A 26,139-nucleotide genomic window follows, 5' to 3' on the forward strand; every position below is an offset into this window, starting at 1 on the left:
CACCTAATCAACATATATGGGAATATATATACAATTTTCTTTAGTAATTAAACTACCTAATCTACAATACATTCCGATAAATTCATTTTTACTATAAAAACATCCTAATATAGGAAATAAATTTTTTCTTTTTTTATCATAGGTTGAATTTGATATATACCTTAAAGTCTTTATATTTATTCTCTCCTGAAAAATATAGTTATCTAAATTATCTATAGATGACAATTGACCTCTTGTATATACTCCTAGTCCCTCTCTTTCCAATATAGGTTTACAAATATAATCTATAGTTTTCATGGATTTATTACTTATATCTGTATAGGGAATATATTTTAATACTAGATTTTTTTCATAGGATGTAAAGAACTTCGTACTAAGCAACTCATATATAACTGCAAATAGTGATTTACTTTGTGCTATCAATGTTACAGGCTGATTTATGCAATTTTTATTGTTTATCCAATTGCCAACAGCCTTCATATTAAATTTTTCAAACCAATTCAGTGGAAAATATCTATAGATCATATCAATTACTTCATCAAAATAATATAATTTATGATTTTCTACTCTCAAATTATAAACATTACCTTTTATTACTTTTATATTATATTTACTACTAATTTTTTCTACCATATTAAAGATAATATCTATATTATAATAATCCTCATAATAACAAGTACTAAATATTCCTATAGTTTTAGGGGTATATTTTAATATGTATTCCTCTATATTCCTACCAAGTATTTCTTCAAAATTTCTATTTGGATTTTCTATATTCCGTTTGTATCGTTTTATAAGATAATCATTTAGAGCAGTAGCTTCATATAAACCAGCGGGAGTTTCATTATTGAGCTCCATTAACTTCAAATTATTATCTATATCTAAAGCCCAATCCATTCTACCTAAAATACTTAAATATTTAAAATCTTTTGTCGAATATATACTTTCATTTATACTGGTTATACCTAAAACATCATCAAGCCAGCCCTTATTTTCATATACAAACTCAGAAACTTTATTGAATAATTTTAATATTTCAGATGAAGCATTCTTCAATTCTTCAAATTTATCTTTACTTAAAATGACTTGGTCTAAAGAAATATATTCCCTTGCATTATTATAAGCACCCAGAAAGCCTTGTTCCACAAGATCCAAATTTACACTTTTAAATTCTTTATCTTTTATATTTTCATTATATTTAATATGTAATTTAGTATCCTTTATTCCTATTGGAGTAACAAATGTTGTTTCATTATCTGTAAGATAATCATAATTCCATCTTGAACATATTCCAGTGATTCCATTACAGGACAAATAAACCCCAAAATTGCAGAAGGCATCAATATTATGAGCATATCCTCTTTTTAATTCCACTATGTTATCTTTTCTTATTTGTCTAAACTCTTGAAGAATATAATATTGTGTACAATATTTAATATCATCTATAATTAACTTCCACTCTTCTTCAGAATATGAACTGCCTATAAATACATCTTCACTATATCGTCCTAATATTGGCTTTATTACATATTTATTTTTATTTCCTCTAGCCTTATTTATATTCTCTTTAGATAATAATTCTGTACATGGAATACATTCTTTTACTATTTTTGCAGTATAGTCATCCAATCTATCTTCGCTTAATAATTTATGAAAGTAGGCGAATATACCCTTACTTTGAAGAATTATTATTCTAGGATCATTTAATATTAATACTTTATTTTTTTCATATAATTTCAAAATGGCTTCTATATCATTGATCTCATATAAATTTTCAGTTGGAAACTGCCTCAATATAATATCAATGGATTTATCAAAGCAATATACTTTTTCATCTTTAACATGTACATTATTGCTTCCACCTAAAATTATATTCATTTTGCTATCTTCAAGCCACTCTCTATATAGCATTGATAAATGAACTTCTTCATAATGGCAGGGATCTGCTAATATAAGCACATTAATTTTTCTATTGCCGTAATATTTTTCAGCTATAAAATTGAATTTATTTTTAAAGTTTTCTACAAACTCTTTATTTACATTATTATCACAGTTAAAATACTCACCTATTGCTAATTCTCTTTGAGCACAGGGCTTATCATAATTGCCTTCACTAAAAAATATTTTATCTTTATCTTCAATGAAGCAATCGTATCTTGTCCAAAAAACATCAGATATTTCTCTATTTAAGTTTAGAATTTCGCTTTTAAGAGGAAAATCAGGAATCATTTCTTTATAATCTCTGTATTTAGTATTAATGTTATTCAATATGTCCAAAGATAGTCGGTGAATTGTAGTTGTATAATCTTTGATTTTCCTATACTCTGATTGAGTCAAATAAAAGGGATAGGGAGAATAAATATCTCCTTTCCTTTTGCAATGTATAGCATAATAATCAAAAAGCAATTTATCTACAACATTATTGTATTTCATATTTAAATATTTCCTCTCCTTTTTATCCTGCTGCACTACCCCCATGAACACCACTATAGCTAGAACCACTTCCTATGTGGTCTGATGATGAAGAAACTCCACCATTACTTCCTTTGATACTACTTGAGCTTGTATTTGTATTTGTATATGGACTGCTTACCCCTTTTGTTGGAGTAGTCCAGCTATGCCATCCATAAAAATCCACATTGGATCTAACTCCATTATTTACACTATATCCTTGAAAAAAAGAATATGGATAATACACAAATGGAGCAGTATATGTTGATTGCTGCTGCTGTGCTTCCTCTTTATCTTTATCAGTTATATTATTCTGAGTACAACCATACAAAGGACTGCTAACCAGCATAGAAACAACTAATCCTAATGCTATTTTCTTTTTGTCCATATAATTGTTAACCCCTCTCTTGCATATTCAATTCTTTAATACATTTTTAAATAATCAGTACTTATTATTTAAAGATGTCTAATATTAATATTTACTTTATTAGCTTTAAGATAATTTAAATATTCTCCTATATCTTCTTTTATCTTCTTATCGTATATATACGAAATATTATTTAATTTTAATAATTTTATCATTTCTAATTCCGGTAAATCTTCCTCTGTAATTTCATATTGATTGTTGTATTCATTTATATTATCTATTTCAATATCTTTGTAACGATTACTATCTAATATAATCATATATTTATCATTATTTTTTAAATCTATATCAGAGAATAAAGTCAGATTCCTTAATATAGGATTACTTTTAACTATACCAAAATCATGACACACCATATTAAAATTAGGTATTATAGTATATTTGTCTTTATACTTATAAGCATACTCAAGTCCAACATTAGCCGGTATGTCCAATATTATCAAATCATCTTCATTTTCAAAAGATTTAATTTTTGAAATATCTATTTGCACATTTTCATTTATACTCAAATTACTCATATTTACAACAGAAACAAAGATGAGAGATTTAACAAAGCATGACATTATACCTGCATTTACGTAAAATTCTTTATATAAATTGTAATAATACTGTTTGATGTTATTATTTATCAATATTTGCTGCTCCCCTCAGGCTCAACTACTAAAGAAAAGCACTTATCTACATTAATACGATGAATAATTTTTTGTTCATCTCTTATGTCTATAAAATTTCCATCTACTTTTTCAAGAGTTACTCCCTCCAATACAACATCAGACTTTTCCTTGTTATAAGCCTCAGCCGTAGTATAAATATATATTTTCACCTTAGAATATAAGTAACTTTCTAATCCATTCATTTATAAATTTCCCCCTTGCTAATTTTATTTTATAATTACCAACAAAATTAAGTACTCTTTTTATAGAGCACTTGCTACTAGTCCTTATTAATTTATATATTATTATACCTTGCCTTAACTTATATTTCTAGATTATACCTTAATTATTTGTAAATATTTATATCTATATATTAAAAACTGTTATACAGTTAATTTTGCATTATAAAAAATTTATCCTATGTATATTCATAATTTCATACAAAAAAAGAGCCCTATTATGAGCTCACTAATATCTTCCTAAATATTCTTTTATCCTACTAGTATAATCTCCAACTTTATTAATTGCATTTATCAATTCTTCCTCTGTACAACTTAACTCTTCGCACCACCAATTCACTTCTTCTTGTTGGATTAGATTTATTTCTGAATAATTTGATGGTGCTTTCTTTTTTATTTCTCTTTTAAATTTAAGATTAAGCATAACATCATCTCCTTAATCATAATTTGGAACCATTGTTTTTATTTTTAATGGTTCCAAATTATTTTATATTTTATAGGGGGTAATTCATACATTATCTATATAATAATACATAAGTATTATTCTGTAAATAGTATTTATTAGTTTTTAATAATCGTTATCATATATAAAACACCTTGTATTCACACGTATCAAATAATAATTTTACTTATTTGCATTATATATGATATCAATCTAGATAAAAAATCCCATAAAGTTTCCATAATCACTTGATATTTGTTTGACTATTTATGTCTATAATATCAACTATAGATACACAATACTTATATATGAGGTATATTAATATGAATTTTAAAAACCAAAGGGATTATTATTTTGATAATATAAAACTACTTCTAATTACTCTAGTAGTAATTGGACATGTTATAGAACCATTAATTAATACGTATTCAAATTTCAGACTGCTGTATTTCTTTATCTACGCTTTTCATATGCCTCTTTTTGCTTTTATTTCAGGATATTTTTTAAAAAACGCTAATAATAAAAAAAATATATTGCCTAAAATCAGCAATATATTTATTCCATATATAATCTTTCAGTTTTTTTTACTCTGTATTTAATATTTATGTATTAAAAGTACAAAATTTTAAATTAACTTTTGTTTATCCTTATTGGATTACTTGGTACCTTCTTTCTCTTTTTACCTGGAATATTATAATACCATATTTCTCCAAAATTAAACATTGCATTATAATATCAATTTTAATTTCTGTATTATCTGGATATGATAATAATATTGGATATTATTTAAGTTTATCAAGAACAATAACATTTTTTCCTTATTTCCTAATAGGTTATTTATTTAAAAAACATTATATTGATATTTTTAAACACTATATTACGAGATCAGGTTCCGTTATAGCTCTATTTTTTATTTTATTCTTTATAAATTTCATCAGCTATAAAATTGATTACAAATGGTTTTATGGAAGTTTTTCTTATTCACAATTAGATAGCTTTGGTCTTCCCAAATATGCAATACGTATATTTACATATCTACTTGCTATATTTATATCTGTTTTTGTACTAGTTTTAATACCAAAGACAAAATTCTTTTTTACCCAGCTAGGTTCTAGAACTATGACAGTATATTTATTTCATGGATTTATAATTAAATTATTTATTAAATATAACATTTTTACTTGTTTCAATAATATTTTTATAAGGGAACTATTAATTATATCGCTTTCTCTACTTATAGTTATATTACTTTCTTCTAAAATTATTAATAGAGTATATAAAGCTATATTTAAAGCAGAATTACTAATACAAATGAAATGATTAAATAGATTATATCCTATATTCCTTATCAGGCTTATTTGAAAAACATAATATTTTTTAATGATTCATTTAGTAAATGTTAAAAATAGCTTAGAACTATTTTTTTAATAATTCTAAGCTGTTTTTTTTATAGATAATTAACTAATCTTCATTTAATTCAGTTACATCTACTGTGAATTCTCTATTTGTCTTTAAATCTTTAACACTAACTTCATTAGTTTCTTCATTAATACCTTCTATCCAAACTGAATATCCTCTATAATTTACATCAACTACACCTAATGATTCAACTATCTCATTAGCTTTCTTTATATCCATATGATTTTCTCCTTTTTAATTTTAATAGTTATATTTTGTACTACAAAAATTAAAAAATTCATGGAGATAATTTCTATACTTACTTCCTTTTATTTTAATTCTAGCCAATACTCTTTATTTGCTTCAAATTCCATTTTATACCTTATTTTTCTTTTTGCACGAGCTGTTACAGTTTCATATTTATAAAGATTTAAGTATTTCATTTTTCATTTAAATTTCAAAGTATTCTTTTAACTTTCTTACATTATTTCTGCTTATAGGTATTTCCGATTTTTGTTCATCATTCATAACTAGTTTGTAAGTTCCATTAAACCAGGAATAAAACTCTTTTATATTATCCATATTTACAAGATAGCTTCTATGGCACCTAAAAAAATTAGTTTTTTCTTCTAAATGACATAAATTGTATCCAACTATATGTTTATCATTTTTAGTCTTTACATATGTTTTATCATCTTGTATATAACAATAATAGATATCTTTTACATTTACTAATACTATTTTACCATTTTTTTCGCAAGGAATCTTTTTAAGCAATTTTTTATCCTTATCTATCTTATCTATTATCTTATTTAGCATATTAGGTATTTTTTCAACTTCATTTTTTGCTTTATGCCACTTATTTATAAGTCTATTTATAGTAATATTTATTCTATCATCAACAAAGGGCTTAAGCACATAATCAAGAGCATAAATTTCATAAGCTGTTACTGCATATTTTTCATAGGCAGTAACAAATATTATATCGATGGAATCATTGAATTCCTTTACAACCTCTGCTACTTCAATACCATTTTTTACTGGCATATTTATATCTAAGAAAACGGCATTAGGCTTTTTCCTCTTTATAATTTCTATACCACTTTTGCCATCATAGGCAATTCCAACTACATTTATACTTTCATGTTTGGATATTATATAACTTAATTCTTCAGCAGCAGGTATCTCATCTTCTATAATAACACAGTTTATCTTATCCATTTAATGATGAATCCTCCTTCATTGGTATAATAAAACTAACTTTAGTTCCACTATTTAAAGATGTTTTTATATTTAATCCATGTTCTTTTCCATATAGTAATTTTAATTTTTCATTTACATTTTTTAGTCCTATTCCTGGCCAATTAACTAGTACATCATTCAACTTTTCTTCATTCATTCCTATACCTGTATCTTCTATAGAAAATCTCATTTCATTATTTTTAGAAAGTACTTTTATATATATGCTTCCTCCTTCTGCCTTAGGCAATATTCCATGTTTTACTGAATTTTCTACAATAGGTTGAAGTATAAATGAAGGCACTTTTATATTCATAATCATATTTGGTATGTCAATAGTGAGTTTCAATCTATTTCCAAACCTAGCCTTTTCAATAGAGAAATATGATTGAATAAACTCTACTTCATCTTTTAGATATACAAAATCTTCATGCCTTTTTAAAGTTTTTCTAAAATAATTGGATAAATCTATTATAAGTTCTTTAGCTTTTAAAGGGTTTGTCCTACAAAATGAAGATATAGTATTTAATGCATTGAATAAAAAATGTGGTTCTATTTGAGCTTGTAGAGCTCTGAATTTTGCTGTAGATACTTCTTCTGCCAGCTTGTTTAATCTATATAATTCTATTTGATTTGATAAAAGTTCACTAAGCTCCTCCACAAATTGTGTAAAATATATAGTAATATTCTTTTTAGATTTCATTCCAAGACCAAGTACCCCTTCAAATCCTGAATTGGATATATTAAATGGGGCACATATAAAAAACATAGTATCTACTTCTATAATTTTATATTTAGGTGACTTATAATATTCATTTAAAAAATTCTCTATATTCTTTTCATGTATATCCTCACCTAAACATGTTAAAAAGCCATCTTTATTTCCTATAAATATTCCATCTATATTTGTTATCTTATATATTATTTCAGAAATATTTTTTGCGGTTTCAATGTTAAGTCCCTTCCTCATATATTTTAAAGTTTTCTTAGCTATATTTAAAGCTTTCTGTGCTTCTATTGCTCCAATTCTATCACATTCTTCTTTAGAACTTTTTATGATACTTATAAAAATAATTGTACCTAGTGAATTTATAAGTATCATGGGTACAGCTACAATTTTAACTAATCGAAATGCAGCTGAAAATGGATTAGAGAATATTAGGATTATAATCATTTGAATACATTCTGCAATCACCGCTGCAACACATGCATATTTTATATTTAAATTTGTATTTTTAAATTTCTTTCCTACAATACCACCTATGAGTCCTTCTATTACAGTAGAAATTCCACAGGCTAGTGCTGTAAAACCACCTAAAAAATATCTATGTGTCCCTGAAATAAGTCCAACCATAATTCCTACCACAGGCCCATAAATAAATCCAGATACTATGGAAGCTATTGGCCTTGCATTAGCTATAGCATCATACCTTCCTAAATACCTTGAGGATATATTAATTTCATTCATTGAATAAGGACCTATACTTACCCCTGTATAGTTACCTATAATTCCCAAAGCACTAAAGAATATCACTATTAAAATTTGATTTCTAATTTTAAAATTGTTTTGAATTAATCTTTTAAAAAAATTTGATTGATTATAAATATATGCAAATAATGCAATAAGCGCCATATTTTCTATCAGTTGAACGTATATCAAATTTATCACTCCTCAAATTATATTCAATAAATATTAAATCACATAATTTACTTAATAAGTAAATTATATAACATTATCTAATTTTTTGTTAACGTTTTTTAATGTTAATTAGATATCAATTTCTACTGTTCATTGTGCTTTTTTACCACTTCGCTGGATTTAAGTATTAAAATCAATCAATTAAAATTATAATGAAGTTGAGTTATTTTAATCGTTTACAAATACATGAATAACTTAATTTCATTATAATTTAATTTTAAAAGGAGGCTTTTATATGAATTCTATAGTACTTGTAATCATAGGAGCTTTAGTATTAGCTCTAGGTTACAGATTTTATGGATGCTGGATAGCAACAAAAGTTCTGGTTCTAGATGAAACACGAGAAGTTCCAGCTAAAAAACTTGAAGATGGACATGACTATTTACCAACAAACAAATGGGTACTACTTGGCCAGCATTTTGCTGCAATTGCTGGGGCAGGACCACTTATAGGACCTGTCTTAGCCGCTCAATTCGGATATCTTCCAGGTACTCTTTGGATTTTAATTGGTGGCGTACTAGCTGGTGGAGTCCATGATATGGTTATATTATTTGCTTCTGTTAGACAAGATGGTCAGACCATTGCTGAAATTGCAAAAAAAAATCTTGGTGGACGAATGGGCTTAATCACCTCAGTTTCGGTTATATTTATATTGATAATAACCATGGCTGGACTTGGACTTCCGATAGTAAACTCTCTTGCCAGTAGTCCTTGGGGAAGTTTTACTGTTGGCTTTACTATTCCTGCTTCAATATTCATAGGTATTTATCTTAAATTTATACGACCTGGTAAAATTGGAGAAGCTACTATAATAGGTATGGCACTTATAATGCTAGGAGTTATTCTTGGTCCAACTATACAAAATTCAGCCATTGCTCCATTTTTTACTTTCAATGTAAAGCAGATATCACTGATACTGGCTATATATGGTTTTTGTGGAGCTGTTCTACCTGTATGGCTGTTATTATTACCAAGAGGTTATTTGAGCACTTATATGAAGGTAGGTGTTATGTTAATACTTGTACTTGGAATCGTATTAGTAAGACCAACTCTTCAAATGCCTGCTATGACTCAATTTGTACACGGAGGAGGACCTATAGTTCCCGGTAAAGTATTTCCATTTATATTTATAACCATAGCCTGTGGTGCATTATCTGGCTTTCATTCACTAATAAGTACAGGTACTTCACCTAAACTTATCGCAAATGAAAAGCATATACTTCCTGTTGGATATGGTTCCATGGTTATAGAATCTTTTATAGCGTTAATAGCATTAATAGCAGCAACCTGTCTTCCCACTGCCGATTACTTTGCCATAAATTCTACACCAGCTCTATTTGCAAAACTTGGCATGGTGCCAAAAGAACTTCCTATGCTTTCACAGCTTGTTGGAGAACAATTGGTAGGAAGACCTGGTGGATCAGTATCTCTTGCAGTAGGTATGTCCTACGTATTTTATAAAATTCCGGGTTTAAAAGCATTAATGTCCTATTGGTATCACTTCTGCATAATGTTTGAAGCATTATTTATACTCACAACTATAGATTCAGGTACAAGGATAGGCAGATACCTATTTCAAGATTTATTTGGCAAAATTTATAAACCTTTTAAAAAGCAGGATTCCTGGTTTAATATAATATTCTTCAGTCTGCTAATGACCTTCTGTTGGGGATATTTACTATATACAGGCAATATATCCACCATTTGGCCGCTATTTGGTGTAGCAAACCAAAGCCTAGCAGCTATAACCTTTGCCGTAGGTACTTCAGTGCTTATACGAATGGGCAAGAAAAAATATATACCTATTACCATATTACCTATGATACTCATAAGTGTAGCTACTTTAACAGCTTCAATTGAAAATATAACAGGTAATTATATACCAAATCACAAAACTACACTTACAGTATTATCCTTAATACTTATAGTTATACTTGTAGTTATACTTTATGAAAGTATTAAACACTGGATTTCAGATTTGAAATCAAAGAATTATAGCAAAACAAAAGAAAATGATTATAGTATTTAGGATCATACTCAAATTAAAAAACAAGAATTAAAAATTAAGAGGGATGCCTAACAAGATGATCTTTAAAATCATTTTTAGACATGCCCTTTATCTTTTTTATACTGGATAAATTATCCAAACTTAGTGCTAGTCCAAACTCACACTAAGTAGGATTCATTGATATTCATGTCTTCTATTATATTAAAAAAAGACTATAATACTATACATTTTCATCTAGTAGCTTACTCCACGTTACAGTTCCAACAATTCCATCCGAAGTTAGACCATGTTTTGCTTGCCAGTTTTGTACCGATACTTTTGTGCCATTCCCAAATATTCCATCTGGTGTAATACCCATTCGGTGTTGAATATATCTAGTTGCATATTCATAATGTGGATATGGCACCCCATCTTCCGGTATAGAATAAATTTCTTCTACTGCCGCTACTGTTTTAGGTCCCCATATTCCATCTTGTGAAAGTCCCATAATACCTTGAAACTCTTTTATAGCTGTTGTAGTTAGTGGGCCGTTAATACCATCTACAACTAATCCTTTTTTAAGCAAAGTATTTAATTGCTGCTGAATTATCATAACAGTAGGGTCACCATTCTGTTGTATTTGTGGTGATCCTTCTAAAATAACATTATTACTATCAATTAAAATATCTCTACTGAATAAATTAATATCTGCATTACCTTGTAATCCTGCGACTCTTCCAGTCCAGGTATATTGTATACCTGCATAACCGTTTGTATCTGCTGGCCTTGTATTAGGTTCTGCAATCCATATCTTGTTTTTAGGAACATTGGATCTATCAGCTACATTATGAGCTGCATAAAGTAATAAATTGGCGTTCTGAGCCATGAATTGCGACACAAAACTCATATCTGGATTAGAAACTTCATAATCCAGAACAGGCTTTAAATCCTGTTGATATTTACCAATAATATTCATAAAGTGAGCATATTCTTCTATAGGGCTATTTCTAGCTGCAAAATGGTAGAATCCAACCTTTAATCCTTGTGCCTTTGCATTTCTATATTGAGTATCCATCAAAGGATTTACATAGGTCTTCCCTTCTGTAGCCTTAATATAAACTGCTTCAACTCCATCATTTTTAACTGCACTCCAGTCTGTAATAATAGTACCACTATATATATCTATTCCTTTCATTACCATACTAATCATTCCCCTCATATTTAAAAGTTAGTACAAGCATTATTATTAGTATATGTAATATCAGATAAATTTGCTCATGGTGCTAGTTAACTACTAATAAGATTTGCAAATATAAAAATTATATATCTAAAGTACTAAAAAGGTACACATATACACGTGTACCTTTTTACTATAGTCTCATATTCTATTAACTGCTCTTTTTATTTTTTCTAAAATAACTGCTTTGACGACTCTTCCCAGCATATGCTTTCTTTCTAACATCCTTATTTTTCACTGCACTTGAAGTACTTGTAATGGAGCTTAAATTACTTATAATATAAGGGTGATCTTCAACCACTGGTATTGACTTTGATATAACCTTTTCAATATCTGTAAGCAATTCTCTTTCTTCAGCATCACAAAATGAAAGTGCAACACCTTCTGCTCCAGCCCTTCCAGTACGTCCAATTCTATGGACATAGGTTTCCGGTACATCAGGTAAGTCAAAGTTTATTACATGAGATAACTTATCTACATCAATACCCCTTGCAGCTATATCCGTTGCTACCAAAACTCTTATTTTCTTTTCCTTAAAGTTGCTTAACGCAAGTTGTCTTGCACTTTGTGACTTATTACCATGAATAGCTTGAGCCTCTATTCCAGCTTTAACAAGATCTCCAGTTATTTTATTTGCACCATGCTTTGTTCTAGAAAATACAAGAACAGATTCAAAGGATTTATCCTTTAGCAAATGAATAAGCAAAGCCTTCTTATTTCTTTTTTCAACAAAATAAACTTTCTGATTAATGGTATCAATAGTAGATGATACCGGAGTTACTTCTACCTTTATGGGTTTTACAAGAATTGAATCCATTAACCTTGAAATTTTATGAGGCATAGTAGCAGAAAATAACATATTCTGCCTATTCTTTGGAAGTTTTGCTATAATTCTTTTTACATCATGTCCAAGTCCCATATCAAGCATTCGATCTGCCTCATCAAGCACAAAAAATTCTATATGCTGTAGACTTATATATTTTTGTTGCATTAAATCTAAAAGTCTACCAGGTGTTGCAATTAAAATATCTACTCCTGCCTTTAACGCCTCTGTCTGAGGTCTTTGTGAAACTCCACCAAAGATAACAGTATTCTTTAGACCAGTATATTTTCCATAGGAGGTAAAGCTTTCTTCAATCTGAATAGCTAATTCTCTAGTTGGTGCTAACACCAAAGCTTTAATAACTATAGGTGCTTTTTCAACTCTTTTTTTACCATAAAGAAGCTGCAGTGTAGGTATAGCAAAAGCTGCTGTTTTACCGGTACCTGTCTGAGCGCATCCTTCTAAATCATTTCCTTCAAGTATAGCTGGAATAGATTGTTCCTGTATAGGCGTAGGACTAGTATACCCTTCGTCTTTTAGAGCTTTCAAAATAGGGTCAATAATATTTAAATTTTCAAATAACATTTTTCTCCTCTATAAGTGTGGCCAATATTGTACCTTATTGAATCTAATCAAACTGACCGACTTGTTTATTATTTTTACGTATTTTTTATTTTTGTTTTGTCTTATAATCTAATTATAGGCAACTAAAAAACCCCTCAAATAGACTGACTATTCAAGGGGTTAAAATACCTGCTAATTAAAGAACAGTGATATTTTCTGCTTGAGGTCCTTTTGGTCCTTTAACTACGTCATAAGAAACTTTTTGACCTTCTTCAAGTGATTTGTAACCATCTGAATTTATTTGAGAAAAATGTGCAAAAACATCTTTTTCATCTTCTCCTGTAATAAATCCAAATCCCTTTTCTCCATTAAACCATTTTACTGTACCATTCATATAAATGTATACCTCCGAAATTTTATTTTCTTAAACTCATGGCAATAACTCACTAATAAAATCTCGATATCAACATACTATATTATTAAGTACTAATTGAAATATATTTCGTGGTTCATTATTAACTATTAATTTAAGTTCTTACTAAGAATAACACAGTTTATTATATAAAGCAAGTTTTTATTTTCATTAGTTGAAGTAATGATTATATGAAGCAAATACGAATATTTAAGAAGAGAAATGAAAATCACATAAATTGAACATAATTATTTTATATTTCTTCCGTATTCTACTGTTATTATTTAAACATACCCCTTATGAACATAAATAAAATAAATTGATAAGAAGTTTTTGACTTAATAAACCTTTTGTTCCCCCTTAAGGTTTATTTCTTTTTTTGTATGTTCATTGTATTAAATACTGGAATATCATATTTATGTACTTCATAATACCGTTTTTCTTCAATTTCATTCTTATCTTAACAATAAAGAAAAAAGTGGGTTCGTTAGTCCTAATGCATCATATACAACAAAATTTTCATTATTTTAAACAAAATTAAAAGCCTCATGAGTTTATCATTCATAAGGCTTTAGTGGTGCACCCAGTGAGAGTCGAACTCACGACCTCCAGATTCGAAGTCTGTAACTCTATCCAACTGAGCTATGGGTGCATATCCTATTGAGTTTAATCAAAAAGCAAAACAGATATCAGTTTATTAACAACTGATATCTAGCTTATCTTTTGGAGCGGGTGAAGGGAATCGAACCCTCGTAATCAGCTTGGAAGGCTGACACTCTACCATTGAGTTACACCCGCATAGTGGTCGGGGTGACAGGGATTGAACCTGCGACCTCATGGTCCCAAACCACGCGCGCTCCCATCTGCGCCACACCCCGAAATTAAAATGGTGCGTCTTCAGGGATTCGAACCCTGGACACCCTGATTAAGAGTCAGGTGCTCTACCAACTGAGCTAAAAACGCATATTTAAATAATATCTAGACAAAAACATCTTTAATTAATTGGTGCAGGTGAAGGGACTTGAACCCCCATGCCGTAGGCGCTAGATCCTAAGTCTAGTGCGTCTGCCAATTCCGCCACACCTGCATCATTGGTGGCTTACCGGGGAATCGAACCCCGGACAACATGATTAAAAGTCATGTGCTCTACCAACTGAGCTAGTAAACCATATTTAATTGGCTGGGATGGCAGGATTCGAACCTACGAATGCAGCAGTCAAAGTGCTGTGTCTTACCGCTTGACGACATCCCAATATTAAGTGGGGTGAATAAAGGGACTCGAACCCTCGACAACCAGTACCACAAACTGGCGCTCTACCAACTGAACTATATTCACCATATGGTGCGTCTTAAGGGATTCGAACCCCCGGCCCACGCCTTAGAAGGGCGTTGCTCTATCCAGCTGAGCTAAAGACGCATTTTTTGGAGCGGGTGAAGGGAATCGAACCCTCGTAACCAGCTTGGAAGGCTGACACTCTACCATTGAGTTACACCCGCATGTTTGGAGCGGAAGACGAGATTCGAACTCGCGACGTTCACCTTGGCAAGGTGACGCTCTACCACTGAGCCACTCCCGCAAAACATACTATATAAACAATAACTGTAATTCACTTTTTAATAAACAAAATTAAATATTGGTGCAGGTGAAGGGACTTGAACCCCCATGCCGTAGGCGCTAGATCCTAAGTCTAGTGCGTCTGCCAATTCCGCCACACCTGCATCATTGGTGGCTTACCGGGGAATCGAACCCCGGACAACATGATTAAAAGTCATGTGCTCTACCAACTGAGCTAGTAAACCATATTTAATTGGCTGGGATGGCAGGATTCGAACCTACGAATGCAGCAGTCAAAGTGCTGTGTCTTACCGCTTGACGACATCCCAATATTAAGTGGGGTGAATAAAGGGACTCGAACCCTCGACAACCAGTACCACAAACTGGCGCTCTACCAACTGAACTATATTCACCATATGGTGCGCCTTCAGGGATTCGAACCCTGGGCACCCTGATTAAGAGTCAGGTGCTCTACCAACTGAGCTAAAAGCGCTTATTATTTTTTAATGGTGCGTCTTAAGGGATTCGAACCCCCGGCCCACGCCTTAGAAGGGCGTTGCTCTATCCAGCTGAGCTAAAGACGCATCTTTGGAGCGGGTGAAGGGAATCGAACCCTCGTAATCAGCTTGGAAGGCTGACACTCTACCATTGAGTTACACCCGCATAATGGTCGGGGTGACAGGGATTGAACCTGCGACCTCATGGTCCCAAACCACGCGCGCTCCCATCTGCGCCACACCCCGACGACTTAAATGCCTATTATTGCTTTGTTTTCATTTTGTTTGCCATCGTTTGACGACAAAAATTATTCTACACTAAGATCTCTTATTCGTCAATACTTTTTTTCAATTTTTTTATAATGTTTTTATATTAGCATGTATGTTGCCATCAATAATTTCTATGAAAGCTATACTATTTTGCCCATTTCTTGGCATTGAAACACTACCTGGATTAATAAATAATATCCCTTCATCTTCTACAATTTTAGCTACATGAGTATGACCAAATAATACTATATCTGCACCTATTTCAAGTGCCTTGTATTTAAGATTTACTAAGCTATTTTTCACATTATACTCATGTCCATGAGTAATAAAAAGCTTCTTATTTTCTATTATTTCTATTCTCTCCTTTGGCACTTTATCTGTGTAATCACAATTCCCACTAACCTTTATAATCTTTCCCTTATAATACTTTTTTATTTCCTCTACATCTTCTATATTATCCCCTAGATGTATTAGTAGATTACAATCTTTTACGTATTCACAAGCTTTTTTTATATATCCATTAATCCTATGAGTATCACTCAATATTCCTATTATCATATAATTATCTCCTATAAGGCATATTCAAATAAATAATTAGTCAGTATGCTAGCCTATTTTGAATCCTACTACGTCAGCAGAACCCTCAGATAGCCCACTATCCTCGGAACCTGCTTCCTTGTTGGATTGAAAATATTCGTCGCATCTTTGACTTACTGTTTATTTTCACATGCCTAATTCTTCTTTTAGTCTATTCTTTAATAAATTTAAAGCTTTTCCCCTGTGACTTATACTGTTTTTTTCTATACTACTCATTTGTGCAAAAGTCTTTTTTAATTTTGGTACATAAAATAGAGGATCATATCCAAATCCATCTTCTCCTATAGCTTCTTTAATTATTTCTCCTTTTACGCTTCCCTCTACATTAATTTTTCTATTATCGTCTATAATAAGTACTAATGAACATACAAATTTAGCACTTCTTTCCTCTTCACTTTTATTCTTAAGCATTTCTAACAATTTTTTATTATTTTTTACATCATTGCCATATTCTCCTGCAAATCTTGCAGAAAACACTCCTGGTGCTCCGTTTAAAGCATCAACCATAAGCCCAGAGTCGTCCGCTAACACCATATATCCCTCTGTCACATCATATACTTCCTTAGCTTTCTTATAGGCGTTCTCTATGAAGGTATTTCCATCTTCTACTACATCTATGTCTATATTTAAATCTTTCAAAGATAATACTTTTAAATTAAAATCTTTTAAGATTTCTTTTATTTCCCTTATCTTTCCTTTATTGTTGCTTGCCACTATAAGTTTTTTCATTTTTCTCTCCTGTTCCAATCCAAAGCCCATCTGTTTTTAGGCTGCGTTTTTCTATATCAATTATCTTATTTATACCCATTTCAGCTAAATCCATTAACTCATTCAAGTCTTTCCTTGAAAAAGGTTTTTCTTCTCCAGTACCCTGTATTTCTACAAATTCACCATCATCTGTCATTACAAAATTCATGTCAACCTGTGCATTAGAATCCTCTGCATAACATAAATCTAAAAGCTTTTCATTATTTACTATACCAACGCTTATAGCACTCAAATATTTTCTTATGGGATATATATCAAAGGCTCTTCTCCTATGCAATTTATTCATAGCATCTACCATAGCTATAAAAGCACCAGTAATAGACGTTGTACGTGTACCTCCATCTGCTTGAATTACGTCACAATCAATCCATAGTGTCTTTTCTCCAAGTGCTTTTAAATCCACCACAGACCTCAAAGTCCTACCTATAAGCCTTTGTATTTCCATAGACCTGCCATCTATCTTTCCCTTTGTTATATCCCTTATTTTACGTACCTGAGTGGCTCTAGGCAACATATTGTATTCACAGGTAATCCACCCTTCCCCTTTACCTCTTAAAAATATAGGTACTTTATCCTCAATAGATACATTACATATAATTTTAGTATCTCCTAATTCAATATAAACTGAACCTTCAGCATATTTAGTATAATTTCTTATTACATTAACATGTCTTATCTGATCAAATTTTCTTCCGTCAAATCGCATGGAATCCTCCTAAAATTTAATGTTATGTAGCTTTATTTTATGATTTTAAATAATTCATCACTGCCTGGTGGTATAACTTCCTCTTCCATATCATCTTTTACAATTATGGATTTTTCATTAGTAATATTTCCAATTATTGTAGCTTGTATATTGTTTTCTTTAAGCTTATTTATAACTTTATTTCCATCTCTACAAGTTATAAGCATACTACCTGAAGATATAAATCTTAGAGGATCTATTTTAAATTCACTGCAAACCTTTTTAGTAACTTCACTTATAGGCATAGCATTATAGTTTACTCTAAACCCACACCCACTAGCACTAGACACTTCCCAAAGAGCACCTAAAACTCCTCCTTCAGTTATATCGTGCATACTATTAACTCCTAGTTCTCCACATACCTTTCCTTCATTTACTACACTTATATTGTTTATATAGCCTCTTGCTTCTAATATTTCTTCTTTACTAAGTAATTTACTAAGTTTTTCGAATCTATCATTTATGGCTATAAAAGTACCCTCCATACATAGCTTTTTTGTGACTATTATATCATCACCAGCTTTAGCATTAGCTGTTGAAACAGAAGAATTCTTTCTTCCCTTTCCTATGGCAGTACAGGAAACTATCATTCTATTTACTGCATTAGTTACCTCTGTATGACCTCCTAATATTTCTACATTTAGCTTCTTACATTCTTCACTTATTTCCTGCATAACATTTTTTATATCAGTGAGAGTAGAACTCTCAGGAGCCATTATAGTTACGAGTATTCCTAAAGGTTCCACTCCACAAGAAGCAATGTCATTACAATTAATATGAACTGCCAATCTTCCCATACCATTCTCAGAACCAGTTATAGGATCAGTAGATACCACGCATTCAAAATCACCAAATTCTATAACACTGCAATCCTCTCCAATGCCGCCTCTAATTCTTACATCATGCCTTTTTATTCCTCTGTTATTATCAATTATTTTTTCCAATTCAAAAGAATCGAGTTTTCCAACCTTCATAAAAATCTTCCTTTCTAAAACTAATTATATACACAATTATTTCTATAACTTCATATAATGCTATATAGGATTACTTTTAGGCGGTGTTTATTTTGAGATATATAGGACCATTTTTAAAAATTAATTGCTTAAGCAAAAAAAATATAGAAAATCAATTGTTTCACCTGGGGAAAGAAGGTGAAAAATTAATTGTATTGTATTCTAAATTTGGTGTCTCAACTTATACTAGAGAATTCAAGCACAAAATTATTCCTAATAATGATATTAGCACATTTACTCCATTTTCTCCACTTTTATGTGTATACAAAAAAGGTGATTGTGAACTTGAATCCTCCGACAATAGATTGAGTTGGCAAGATGAAAAATTCAAGAAAGAAATACCTATATCTAGTAATGCTTATATGACTTTAGGCTTACTGGAATTATCTAATTATTACAGAGCTTTAGAAACTGTACATTCTGAAAAATCTAATTTAAGTTCAATTTATACTTCTCTTGCTCAGAAGCAACTAGAATTTTATGCTACTAACCTTAGAAACTTTGAAGGAGTTTTTATAGATAAAAAGAATGTATCTGATTCTTCTAGTTCAAACTTAGAATTTGAAGAAAAATCTGCAAAATTTAAGTTTTCTGATCAAGCACTACTTATGGCTGCTTTCTATAGATGTTCTCAGCTATGCAATCATAAAGATGCTATTCAGTTTAAAAACTTTTCCTTTGACATATTAAATATGCTTAGAGACTACAAAGACAGCCTATACGATTTATCATCTGATGAAATTTCAAAAACTTGTTTAGCTTTGAATATATTCTATGACTATACAAGAGATGAAAGTTCACTTTCACTGCTTCTAGACTTAAATGATTATTTATCAGAAAATATGGACTCTGAATCTGATGATGATATAGATACACGTTGCTTATCCTGCATAAATTCAATGCTTATATATAGAAATACAGGACTGCTTAACTATAAAGAGGATTCACATAAAGCTTTCAATAAAATTAAGAAAACTTATGATCCAGAAAATCAAATGTTTATAAAAGATGGAGATAAAAAGGAAATAGATTATACCTCAGAGGAAATATTATTGTATCTTGCAAGTACACTTGTATCTTCTGATGAAGATGATAATTCCAATATGATTTCTAACATATTCAAACATCAGATTATTGAATCAGGAATTATTGGAAGCTGGCCTGATGTTCCAAATCTAGGTAATCCAGAGAGATATGAAAATTTTTCATTGCGCTCTGAAGATTTATTAGATGAACAGAATTTTAAAATGCCATCTATTCCAACTCCTGAAGCTTCAGAAGTTGCACCAGTATTTCTAAAATCTATAACATACAATAAAAAGAAAAACACCTTTGACAAGTCAAAAAATAGCTTCTATAGTACTCAAAATATGTTTTTATTCTTTTTATTTATATATCTTTTTAAGCCCAGTTATAATATTGAGTTACTGAGAAATGCTAAGGGAAAATCCAATAAAAATAAATCTGATTTAGCAGATAATCAGAATGAAAAGATAGAAAACATTAATACAGAAAATAATAAAAATACTTCTGTTGATAAACACAATTCTAAAAAGAATAAATATGATAAAAAAGATGAGAAAATAGAAGTTGTTAACAAAGATTATATTAAAAGCAATGATGAAGATAAACATAAAAACAAGAAAGATGCTTATAATGAAAAAACTACTAATATAATTAAGGAGAAGTCCAAGGATACTCATAATTAATGTATAATATAAAACTGTTTATTAAATATATAAAAGCTGCTTCAGAATTTAGAGCGGCTTTTATATATTTAATAACTATCTCTTTATATCTAAATTTTCTATTAAAAGATTACCAAATTTATTTAATTTCAAGCCTTCTATAGATTCCTTTGAGCAAACTATAGTATTCTTTGAATACAAAGGTATAACCGGCATATCACTCATTAATTCATCAATACATTTATTATATATATCATTTTTCTTACTTAAATCTTTAGTAATATCTCCAGTAAACATAAGATCATCATATTGAATATCCTTAAACCCATATTTGTTGTAAGGCGATTTTGAACTCCAAAACTCTAAAAAAGACATGGGATTATTATAATTTATATTGTATTCACCTAGGAACATATCATATTTATTGCTTTTAATAACTTCATTTATATCACTGCTACTATAGCCCTCAAGTTGAAATTTTATACTTTTAGCTGCCTCATCTTTATTATTTTTAGCCATAGTTTCATTTATCATCTTAATAATATTTTCACATATTTTCCTATTATTATCTTTATCCACATATATAAATTTAATCACACTACCGCTTTTATAATTACTATCATTAAAATATTTTAAAGCCTCTTCCTGTGAATTGCTAGCAATATTTATATTTTTTATCTGTGAAGAATTCATATTTTCAGGAAAATACGATGATATAGTTTTCCCATAATATGCCATTATATTGTTTTGTAGGCTATTTTTATCAATAGATAAACTAATACCCTTTCTAAAATTATAATTTGAAACTGAATTGTTACTATTAAAGTTAAAAAATATCCCTTTAACTGAAAGTGTTGGAAAAACAGTAGCTTCCTTTTTATCTTTTAATCTTTCCACTTCTGTGGAGGGTGGATTTAAAAAAATATCCACATTATTATAGGTTTCAAAGTCAGCTAAGGAATAGGCACTACCATTTTTATTGGTAGCTAGTATAATATTATTGCTCTTAACTAGATTCTTAAAAACATAGTTACTATTTTTACTTAAAAGTATGTTACCATTACTCTCTACTTTTTTAATATAGAAAGCTCCTGAGTAATCCATCTTTTCATAATTACTTTTCCATTTAGTAATGTTATTATCAATCTTTCTGAGTCCATACATTGGTTGAGATAATAGCTGTAAAAAATATGGTGAAGGATAGTTTAACCTTATTTGAAGTACATTTTTTTCTGGTGCTGTAATAGCTACAGCTGAAAAATCCTTACTACCAGATGTAAAATCTGATACTCCATTAATACATTTCAACTCATATCTATATACACTATTATAATTTTGTGATAACACACCCTTAAAAAAATTAACAAAATCATTAGCTGTAATATCAGTTCCATTACTCCATTTTACATTGTCTTTCAATGTAAATGTATATACCAACCCATCTTTTGAGATATCACAGTTCTTTGCCAGTGCATAATCTATACTACTGCTTCCATTATTATCTTCCTTTTCATAAACTAATCCTTGAAATAGCACTCTTTCTAAATCTTTAACTCTTGAGGAATCCAGGTCTGTTTTACTCAAATCATCCGGTAAACTTCCGATATCATACATAAGATAGCTATTATTCTGTTTTACTGTACTTACATCTTCCTTTTTCTCTACACATCCTGAAAAAGCTATTAATATACTAATAACAATTAGAATTATACTTAGATACTTCTTCATAATCTTCATAACCACATACCCCTACTAAAATATACTTAAAATTTTAATCACAGTAAGTATTATTAACATTTATTACTTATAGTAAACAAATTTCTAGATATAAACTAGCCTTTTATATTTTAAAGAAGATATTTTACTTTCATAGGAACATAAAAATAGCACCAAGAATTCATTTATATATGAATTCTTGGTGCTATTTTTTTCTTTAATTCATAAAGTACATTTTGTTTATTTTAATATAATATCTTAATATTAAAGCTTCATCTGTTCCAAATTCAAACTCTATTAATTATAATTCGTACATTACATTATTTATTAATAACTTAATACTTTTTTATTTCTTCATTTACAAGCTTATTAACAATTTTAGGATTTGCTTTACCCTTAGTTTCTTTCATGATAAGACCTACAATAAATCCTAACACTCTCTTTTTACCATTCTTATAGTCTTCTATAGATTTTTCATTGTTGTCTAGTATATTTTTAACTACTGCAAGTATTTCATCCTCATTACTATTTTGAATCAAGCCCTTTTCTTCAATAATATCTTTAGGATTTTTACCTGTGTTAAACATATCTACTATAACTTTTTTACCTATAGCATTGGATATAGTTCCTGAATTTATAAGTTTTATAAGTTCTGCTAACTGATCCGGAGTAAATTTCAAGTCTTCTACCCATACAGCATTTTCCTTCATTATCTTTGATATATCACCCATAATCCAATTTGAAGCAGCTTTGGCATCACCACTTGCTACAGCTGACTTTTCAAAGAAATCTGCCATAGACATAGTAAGAGTAAGAACTCCAGCATCGTATTTTGGAATTTTAAATTGTTCTACAAACCTAATCTCTTTTTCATATGGAAGCTCTGGTATTGTCTTTCTAATGTCTTCAATCCAATGATCTTCTATATTTAAAGTTACAAGATCGCCCTCTGGAAAATATCTATAGTCATTGGCGAATTCCTTACTTCTCATTATTGTGGTTATACTGTTACTATCATCCCATCTTCTTGTATCTTGAGTAAGCTTCTCTCCATTCTCTAAAGCAGTTATCTGCCTTTCTGTTTCGTAGTTTAAAGCTTTTTCTAGTGCCTTAAAGGAGTTCATGTTTTTTATTTCTGTTCTTATACCAAATTTATCCGAACCCTTTTCCATAACGGAAATATTGGCATCACATCTAAGTGATCCCTCTTCCATCTTGCAGTCTGAAACTCCTATACAGGAAAGTATACTCTTTAACTTCTCAAGATATTGCACCGCCTCTTTAGGACTTCTAAGATCTGGCCTTGATACTATTTCTGCTAGTGGCACTCCTGATCTGTTAAAGTCAACTAATGTTCCTACACCTGTATGTAAAAGCTTACCTGCATCTTCTTCTATGTGTATTCTTTCAATCCCTATCTTCTTAGTACTTCCATCTTCTAATTCCACTTCAATATATCCATCTGTACAAAGTGGTAATTCATCCTGGCTAATTTGATAATTTTTAGGACAATCAGGATAAAAATAATTTTTTCTATCCATTCTTCCATACTTTGTTATTGAACAATTTAATGCAAGTCCCGCCTTAATAGCATATTCCACAACTTTCTTGTTTAAATGTGGAAGTGCACCTGGAAGGCCTAAACACACTGGACAAACATGAGAATTTGGCTGACCTCCAAACTCTGTTGTACATCCACAAAATATTTTGGTCTTTGTTGAAAGTTCAGTATGAACTTCAAGTCCTATTACAACTTCATATTCCATTTTCTTCACCATCCTTAGTCAACTATCGCTGTTTTCTTATGCCAATCAGTAGATGTCTCATAACTATAAGCTAAGTTGAATAAAACATCTTCTCTGAAATAATCTCCTATAAACTGTAGGCCCACAGGCAAATCATCTACAAAGCCACAAGGCACAGATATAGCTGGAACTCCCGCAATATTAACTGGTACTGTATAAACATCTGACATATACATAGAAACTACATCCTTTGTTTTTTCTCCAAACTTAAATGCAGTTGTAGGTGATGTAGGTGAAACCAATACGTCAAATTCCTTAAATATCTTTTGGAAATCCTGTTTTATAAGATTTCTAACCTTTAATGCCTTTTTATAATAAGCATCATAATAACCTGCAGATAAAGCATATGTACCTAGCATTATTCTTCTTTTAACTTCTTTTCCAAAGCCTTCACTTCTTGATTTAAAATAGATATCTATGGCATCTGTAGCCTCCTTAGTTCTATGACCAAATCTTATTCCATCAAATCTAGCAAGATTTGATGAAGCTTCTGCAGAAGATATTATGTAATAAGCTGCTAGTGCATATTCGGTTAATGGTAGTGAACATTTTTTTACTTCAGCACCGTTATCTTCAAGTACCTTTATAGCTTCTTCTATATTCTTCCTTACTCTATCATCAAGCCCATCTCCAAAGTATTCTTCAGGGATGCCTATTTTCTTTCCTTTTATATCTTTAACTAAACTCTTTTTATAATCTTGAACCTGTATATTAACCGTAGTAAAGTCCATTTTATCAATACCTGCAATATTTTGAGTCAAAAGCGCACAATCTTCTACATCTCTTCCTATTGTTCCAACTTGATCTAGTGTTGATCCAAAAGCTACGACTCCATATCTCGATATTCTTCCATAAGTAGGTTTAAGGCCTACTACACCACAGAAGGATGAAGGCTGTCTTACTGATCCACCAGTTTCAGTTCCAAGAGATAGAGGTGCTTCAAAAGACGCAACTGAAGCTGCTGAAGCTCCTGATGAGCCTCCTGGAACAAACTCTTTATTCCAAGGATTTATTACTTTTTTATATCCACTATTTTCATTAGAAGATCCCATAGCAAACTCATCCATATTAAGTTTCCCAAGTATTATACCATTATTATCTTTAATCCTTTGTGTAACCGTAGCATCATAGGGCGAAATATAATCTTCTAATATTTTAGAAGCACAGGTATTTTGCATTCCCTTTACACTTATATTATCTTTTACTGCAACAGGTACTCCACCTAATCCTTCTAAAACCTCTCCCTTAGAAATTTTTTCATCTAGTTTTTTAGCTTCTTCTATGGATTCCTCTTGAGCCTTATATAAATAAGCTCCTATTTCTTTATCCGTTTTATCTATTCTATTTAAAAAAGCATTGGTTACTTCTTCTACCTTAATCTCTTTATCTTTTATTAAATCCTTTAGTTCATGAGCTTTAAGCTTATGTAATTCCATTTTTCTACCTCCATTATTATCTTTAGGCACATTCAAATAAATAACTAGTCAGTATGCTAGTCTATTTTGACTTACTATTTATTTTCATATGCCTTAAATCAGTTCATAAGGCTTATTCTATTATTTTAGGTACCATTATATATTCTTCTAATTTTTGAGGCGCATTATCTAGAACTGATTTAAGACCCATTGAAGGTTCTATCTCATCTTCTCTGAATTTGTTTTCAATATAATAAGGATTAACAATTATATCTGTATCATCTGTATCAAGTTCATCTAATTTTTCTATATATCCTAAAACCTTATTAAGATCGTCTATTAGTTCTTCCTTTTCTTCTTCATTAAAACTGAGTCTTGCAAGTTCTGCAACATATTCAACGTCTTTTTTTGAAACTGACATACTATCCCTCTCTTCCTTAAGTGCTTTTTAAAATTCATCTGAAATAAAAACTAAACTTTAATATAAAAATTCTATTTA

General features: G+C 30.1%; 22 protein-coding genes and 19 tRNA genes. 3 read left to right on the forward strand and 38 right to left on the reverse strand.

What is annotated here, in order from left to right:
- Positions 1-3: 3 nt before the first annotated feature.
- The 5 genes from RH99_RS04295 to RH99_RS04315 all read right to left on the reverse strand — a co-directional run bounded on the left by RH99_RS04295 (position 4) and on the right by RH99_RS04315 (position 4,194).
- The gene (locus RH99_RS04295) at positions 4-2,433 is read right to left on the reverse strand and encodes a glutathionylspermidine synthase family protein (RefSeq protein ID WP_026038395.1); all 2,430 of its coding nucleotides are present in this window, start codon (positions 2,431-2,433) and stop codon (positions 4-6) included.
- 22 nt (positions 2,434-2,455) lie between these two features.
- A complete protein-coding gene (locus tag RH99_RS04300; RefSeq protein WP_010234452.1) occupies positions 2,456-2,839 on the reverse strand; it encodes a hypothetical protein in 384 nt (127 codons plus the stop codon).
- Positions 2,840-2,907: 68 nt separating this feature from the next.
- The gene (locus RH99_RS04305) at positions 2,908-3,510 is read right to left on the reverse strand and encodes a hypothetical protein (protein WP_010234453.1); all 603 of its coding nucleotides are present in this window, start codon (positions 3,508-3,510) and stop codon (positions 2,908-2,910) included.
- Positions 3,507-3,734 carry a hypothetical protein gene (locus tag RH99_RS04310; protein WP_010234455.1) on the reverse strand — a complete coding sequence of 76 codons (228 nt, stop codon included), beginning with the start codon at positions 3,732-3,734 and terminating at the stop codon, positions 3,507-3,509. The genes RH99_RS04305 and RH99_RS04310 overlap by 4 nt, the downstream gene beginning before the upstream one ends.
- Before the next feature lie 265 nt (positions 3,735-3,999).
- Positions 4,000-4,194 carry a DUF3606 domain-containing protein gene (locus tag RH99_RS04315; RefSeq protein ID WP_010234457.1) on the reverse strand — a complete coding sequence of 65 codons (195 nt, stop codon included), beginning with the start codon at positions 4,192-4,194 and terminating at the stop codon, positions 4,000-4,002.
- 341 nt (positions 4,195-4,535) lie between these two features.
- Between RH99_RS04315 and RH99_RS19630 the strand changes: the two genes are divergently transcribed.
- The gene (locus RH99_RS19630) at positions 4,536-4,811 is read left to right on the forward strand and encodes an acyltransferase family protein (protein ID WP_010234461.1); all 276 of its coding nucleotides are present in this window, start codon (positions 4,536-4,538) and stop codon (positions 4,809-4,811) included.
- An 862-nt stretch (positions 4,812-5,673) separates the two neighbouring features.
- Here the strand turns inward: RH99_RS19630 and RH99_RS04325 are convergent.
- From RH99_RS04325 to RH99_RS04335, 3 genes are all read right to left on the reverse strand, one after another.
- Positions 5,674-5,850, reverse strand: a complete 177-nt coding sequence (locus tag RH99_RS04325; protein WP_010234464.1) for an H-type small acid-soluble spore protein — start codon at positions 5,848-5,850, stop codon at positions 5,674-5,676.
- A 210-nt stretch (positions 5,851-6,060) separates the two neighbouring features.
- Positions 6,061-6,831 (reverse strand): LytR/AlgR family response regulator transcription factor, encoded by a 771-nt coding sequence (locus RH99_RS04330; RefSeq protein ID WP_010234466.1) that lies wholly within the window; start codon positions 6,829-6,831, stop codon positions 6,061-6,063.
- On the reverse strand, positions 6,824-8,509 hold the full coding sequence (locus RH99_RS04335) for a LytS/YhcK type 5TM receptor domain-containing protein (RefSeq protein WP_010234469.1): 1,686 nt from the start codon (positions 8,507-8,509) through the stop codon (positions 6,824-6,826). The genes RH99_RS04330 and RH99_RS04335 overlap by 8 nt, the downstream gene beginning before the upstream one ends.
- A 274-nt stretch (positions 8,510-8,783) precedes the next feature.
- On the opposite strand from RH99_RS04335, the gene RH99_RS04340 reads away from it, so the two are divergent.
- Positions 8,784-10,577 (forward strand): carbon starvation CstA family protein, encoded by a 1,794-nt coding sequence (locus tag RH99_RS04340; RefSeq protein ID WP_010234472.1) that lies wholly within the window; start codon positions 8,784-8,786, stop codon positions 10,575-10,577.
- Positions 10,578-10,776: 199 nt separating this feature from the next.
- On the opposite strand, the gene RH99_RS04345 is transcribed toward RH99_RS04340, so the two are convergent.
- The 26 genes from RH99_RS04345 to RH99_RS04470 all read right to left on the reverse strand — a co-directional run bounded on the left by RH99_RS04345 (position 10,777) and on the right by RH99_RS04470 (position 18,977).
- Positions 10,777-11,730 carry a GH25 family lysozyme gene (locus RH99_RS04345; RefSeq protein WP_026038396.1) on the reverse strand — a complete coding sequence of 318 codons (954 nt, stop codon included), beginning with the start codon at positions 11,728-11,730 and terminating at the stop codon, positions 10,777-10,779.
- Between the two features lie 193 nt (positions 11,731-11,923).
- The gene (locus RH99_RS04350) at positions 11,924-13,180 is read right to left on the reverse strand and encodes a DEAD/DEAH box helicase (RefSeq protein ID WP_010234478.1); all 1,257 of its coding nucleotides are present in this window, start codon (positions 13,178-13,180) and stop codon (positions 11,924-11,926) included.
- Between the two features lie 175 nt (positions 13,181-13,355).
- Positions 13,356-13,553, reverse strand: coding sequence for a cold-shock protein (locus RH99_RS04355; RefSeq protein ID WP_010234481.1), 198 nt, complete (start codon positions 13,551-13,553; stop codon positions 13,356-13,358).
- A 593-nt stretch (positions 13,554-14,146) separates the two neighbouring features.
- Positions 14,147-14,223 (reverse strand) — tRNA-Arg (locus RH99_RS04360).
- Between the two features lie 72 nt (positions 14,224-14,295).
- Positions 14,296-14,369: transfer RNA gene (locus RH99_RS04365), tRNA-Gly, on the reverse strand.
- Positions 14,370-14,373: 4 nt separating this feature from the next.
- Positions 14,374-14,449, reverse strand: a tRNA-Pro gene (locus RH99_RS04370).
- A 9-nt stretch (positions 14,450-14,458) separates the two neighbouring features.
- Positions 14,459-14,534 (reverse strand) — tRNA-Lys (locus RH99_RS04375).
- A 40-nt stretch (positions 14,535-14,574) separates the two neighbouring features.
- Positions 14,575-14,658: transfer RNA gene (locus RH99_RS04380), tRNA-Leu, on the reverse strand.
- A 5-nt stretch (positions 14,659-14,663) separates the two neighbouring features.
- Positions 14,664-14,739 (reverse strand) — tRNA-Lys (locus RH99_RS04385).
- 9 nt (positions 14,740-14,748) lie between these two features.
- Positions 14,749-14,823: transfer RNA gene (locus tag RH99_RS04390), tRNA-Gln, on the reverse strand.
- Positions 14,824-14,831: 8 nt separating this feature from the next.
- A tRNA-His gene (locus tag RH99_RS04395) sits at positions 14,832-14,907 on the reverse strand.
- 4 nt (positions 14,908-14,911) lie between these two features.
- A tRNA-Arg gene (locus RH99_RS04400) sits at positions 14,912-14,988 on the reverse strand.
- A 6-nt stretch (positions 14,989-14,994) separates the two neighbouring features.
- Positions 14,995-15,068: transfer RNA gene (locus tag RH99_RS04405), tRNA-Gly, on the reverse strand.
- Between the two features lie 5 nt (positions 15,069-15,073).
- Positions 15,074-15,148: transfer RNA gene (locus tag RH99_RS04410), tRNA-Gly, on the reverse strand.
- Between the two features lie 58 nt (positions 15,149-15,206).
- A tRNA-Leu gene (locus RH99_RS04415) sits at positions 15,207-15,290 on the reverse strand.
- 5 nt (positions 15,291-15,295) lie between these two features.
- A tRNA-Lys gene (locus RH99_RS04420) sits at positions 15,296-15,371 on the reverse strand.
- A gap of 9 nt (positions 15,372-15,380) precedes the next feature.
- Positions 15,381-15,455, reverse strand: a tRNA-Gln gene (locus RH99_RS04425).
- An 8-nt stretch (positions 15,456-15,463) separates the two neighbouring features.
- Positions 15,464-15,539: transfer RNA gene (locus RH99_RS04430), tRNA-His, on the reverse strand.
- Between the two features lie 4 nt (positions 15,540-15,543).
- A tRNA-Lys gene (locus RH99_RS04435) sits at positions 15,544-15,619 on the reverse strand.
- Positions 15,620-15,633: 14 nt separating this feature from the next.
- A tRNA-Arg gene (locus RH99_RS04440) sits at positions 15,634-15,710 on the reverse strand.
- A gap of 5 nt (positions 15,711-15,715) precedes the next feature.
- A tRNA-Gly gene (locus tag RH99_RS04445) sits at positions 15,716-15,789 on the reverse strand.
- 4 nt (positions 15,790-15,793) lie between these two features.
- Positions 15,794-15,869: transfer RNA gene (locus tag RH99_RS04450), tRNA-Pro, on the reverse strand.
- Between the two features lie 111 nt (positions 15,870-15,980).
- A complete protein-coding gene (locus RH99_RS04455; protein ID WP_010234483.1) occupies positions 15,981-16,451 on the reverse strand; it encodes a YfcE family phosphodiesterase in 471 nt (156 codons plus the stop codon).
- 165 nt (positions 16,452-16,616) lie between these two features.
- Positions 16,617-17,219 carry an XTP/dITP diphosphatase gene (locus RH99_RS04460; protein WP_010234486.1) on the reverse strand — a complete coding sequence of 201 codons (603 nt, stop codon included), beginning with the start codon at positions 17,217-17,219 and terminating at the stop codon, positions 16,617-16,619.
- On the reverse strand, positions 17,188-17,964 hold the full coding sequence (gene rph / locus RH99_RS04465; protein WP_010234488.1) for a ribonuclease PH: 777 nt from the start codon (positions 17,962-17,964) through the stop codon (positions 17,188-17,190). Before rph ends, RH99_RS04460 begins: the two co-directional genes overlap by 32 nt.
- Positions 17,965-17,996: 32 nt before the next feature.
- Complete coding sequence (locus RH99_RS04470; RefSeq protein WP_010234490.1) at positions 17,997-18,977, reverse strand: AIR synthase family protein; 981 nt, start codon at positions 18,975-18,977, stop codon at positions 17,997-17,999.
- Positions 18,978-19,060: 83 nt separating this feature from the next.
- Here RH99_RS04470 and RH99_RS04475 point away from each other — a divergent pair, with 83 nt between their 5' ends.
- Positions 19,061-20,725 (forward strand): hypothetical protein, encoded by a 1,665-nt coding sequence (locus RH99_RS04475; RefSeq protein ID WP_373854699.1) that lies wholly within the window; start codon positions 19,061-19,063, stop codon positions 20,723-20,725.
- A gap of 75 nt (positions 20,726-20,800) precedes the next feature.
- Here the strand turns inward: RH99_RS04475 and RH99_RS04480 are convergent, their stop codons facing one another.
- The 4 genes from RH99_RS04480 to gatC form a co-directional block, all read right to left on the reverse strand.
- Positions 20,801-22,441 (reverse strand): ABC transporter substrate-binding protein, encoded by a 1,641-nt coding sequence (locus tag RH99_RS04480; protein WP_010234495.1) that lies wholly within the window; start codon positions 22,439-22,441, stop codon positions 20,801-20,803.
- A 314-nt stretch (positions 22,442-22,755) separates the two neighbouring features.
- The gene (gene gatB / locus RH99_RS04485) at positions 22,756-24,186 is read right to left on the reverse strand and encodes an Asp-tRNA(Asn)/Glu-tRNA(Gln) amidotransferase subunit GatB (protein ID WP_010234498.1); all 1,431 of its coding nucleotides are present in this window, start codon (positions 24,184-24,186) and stop codon (positions 22,756-22,758) included.
- A 14-nt stretch (positions 24,187-24,200) separates the two neighbouring features.
- Positions 24,201-25,661 (reverse strand): Asp-tRNA(Asn)/Glu-tRNA(Gln) amidotransferase subunit GatA, encoded by a 1,461-nt coding sequence (gene gatA / locus RH99_RS04490; protein WP_010234501.1) that lies wholly within the window; start codon positions 25,659-25,661, stop codon positions 24,201-24,203.
- A 112-nt stretch (positions 25,662-25,773) separates the two neighbouring features.
- Positions 25,774-26,061: an Asp-tRNA(Asn)/Glu-tRNA(Gln) amidotransferase subunit GatC gene (gatC, locus tag RH99_RS04495; RefSeq protein ID WP_010234503.1), complete on the reverse strand. Its 288-nt coding sequence runs from the start codon at positions 26,059-26,061 to the stop codon at positions 25,774-25,776.
- Positions 26,062-26,139: the final 78 nt, after the last annotated feature.

The organism is Clostridium arbusti SL206, assembly GCF_000246895.1.
GTDB classification, from domain to species: domain Bacteria; phylum Bacillota; class Clostridia; order Clostridiales; family Clostridiaceae; genus Clostridium_I; species Clostridium_I arbusti.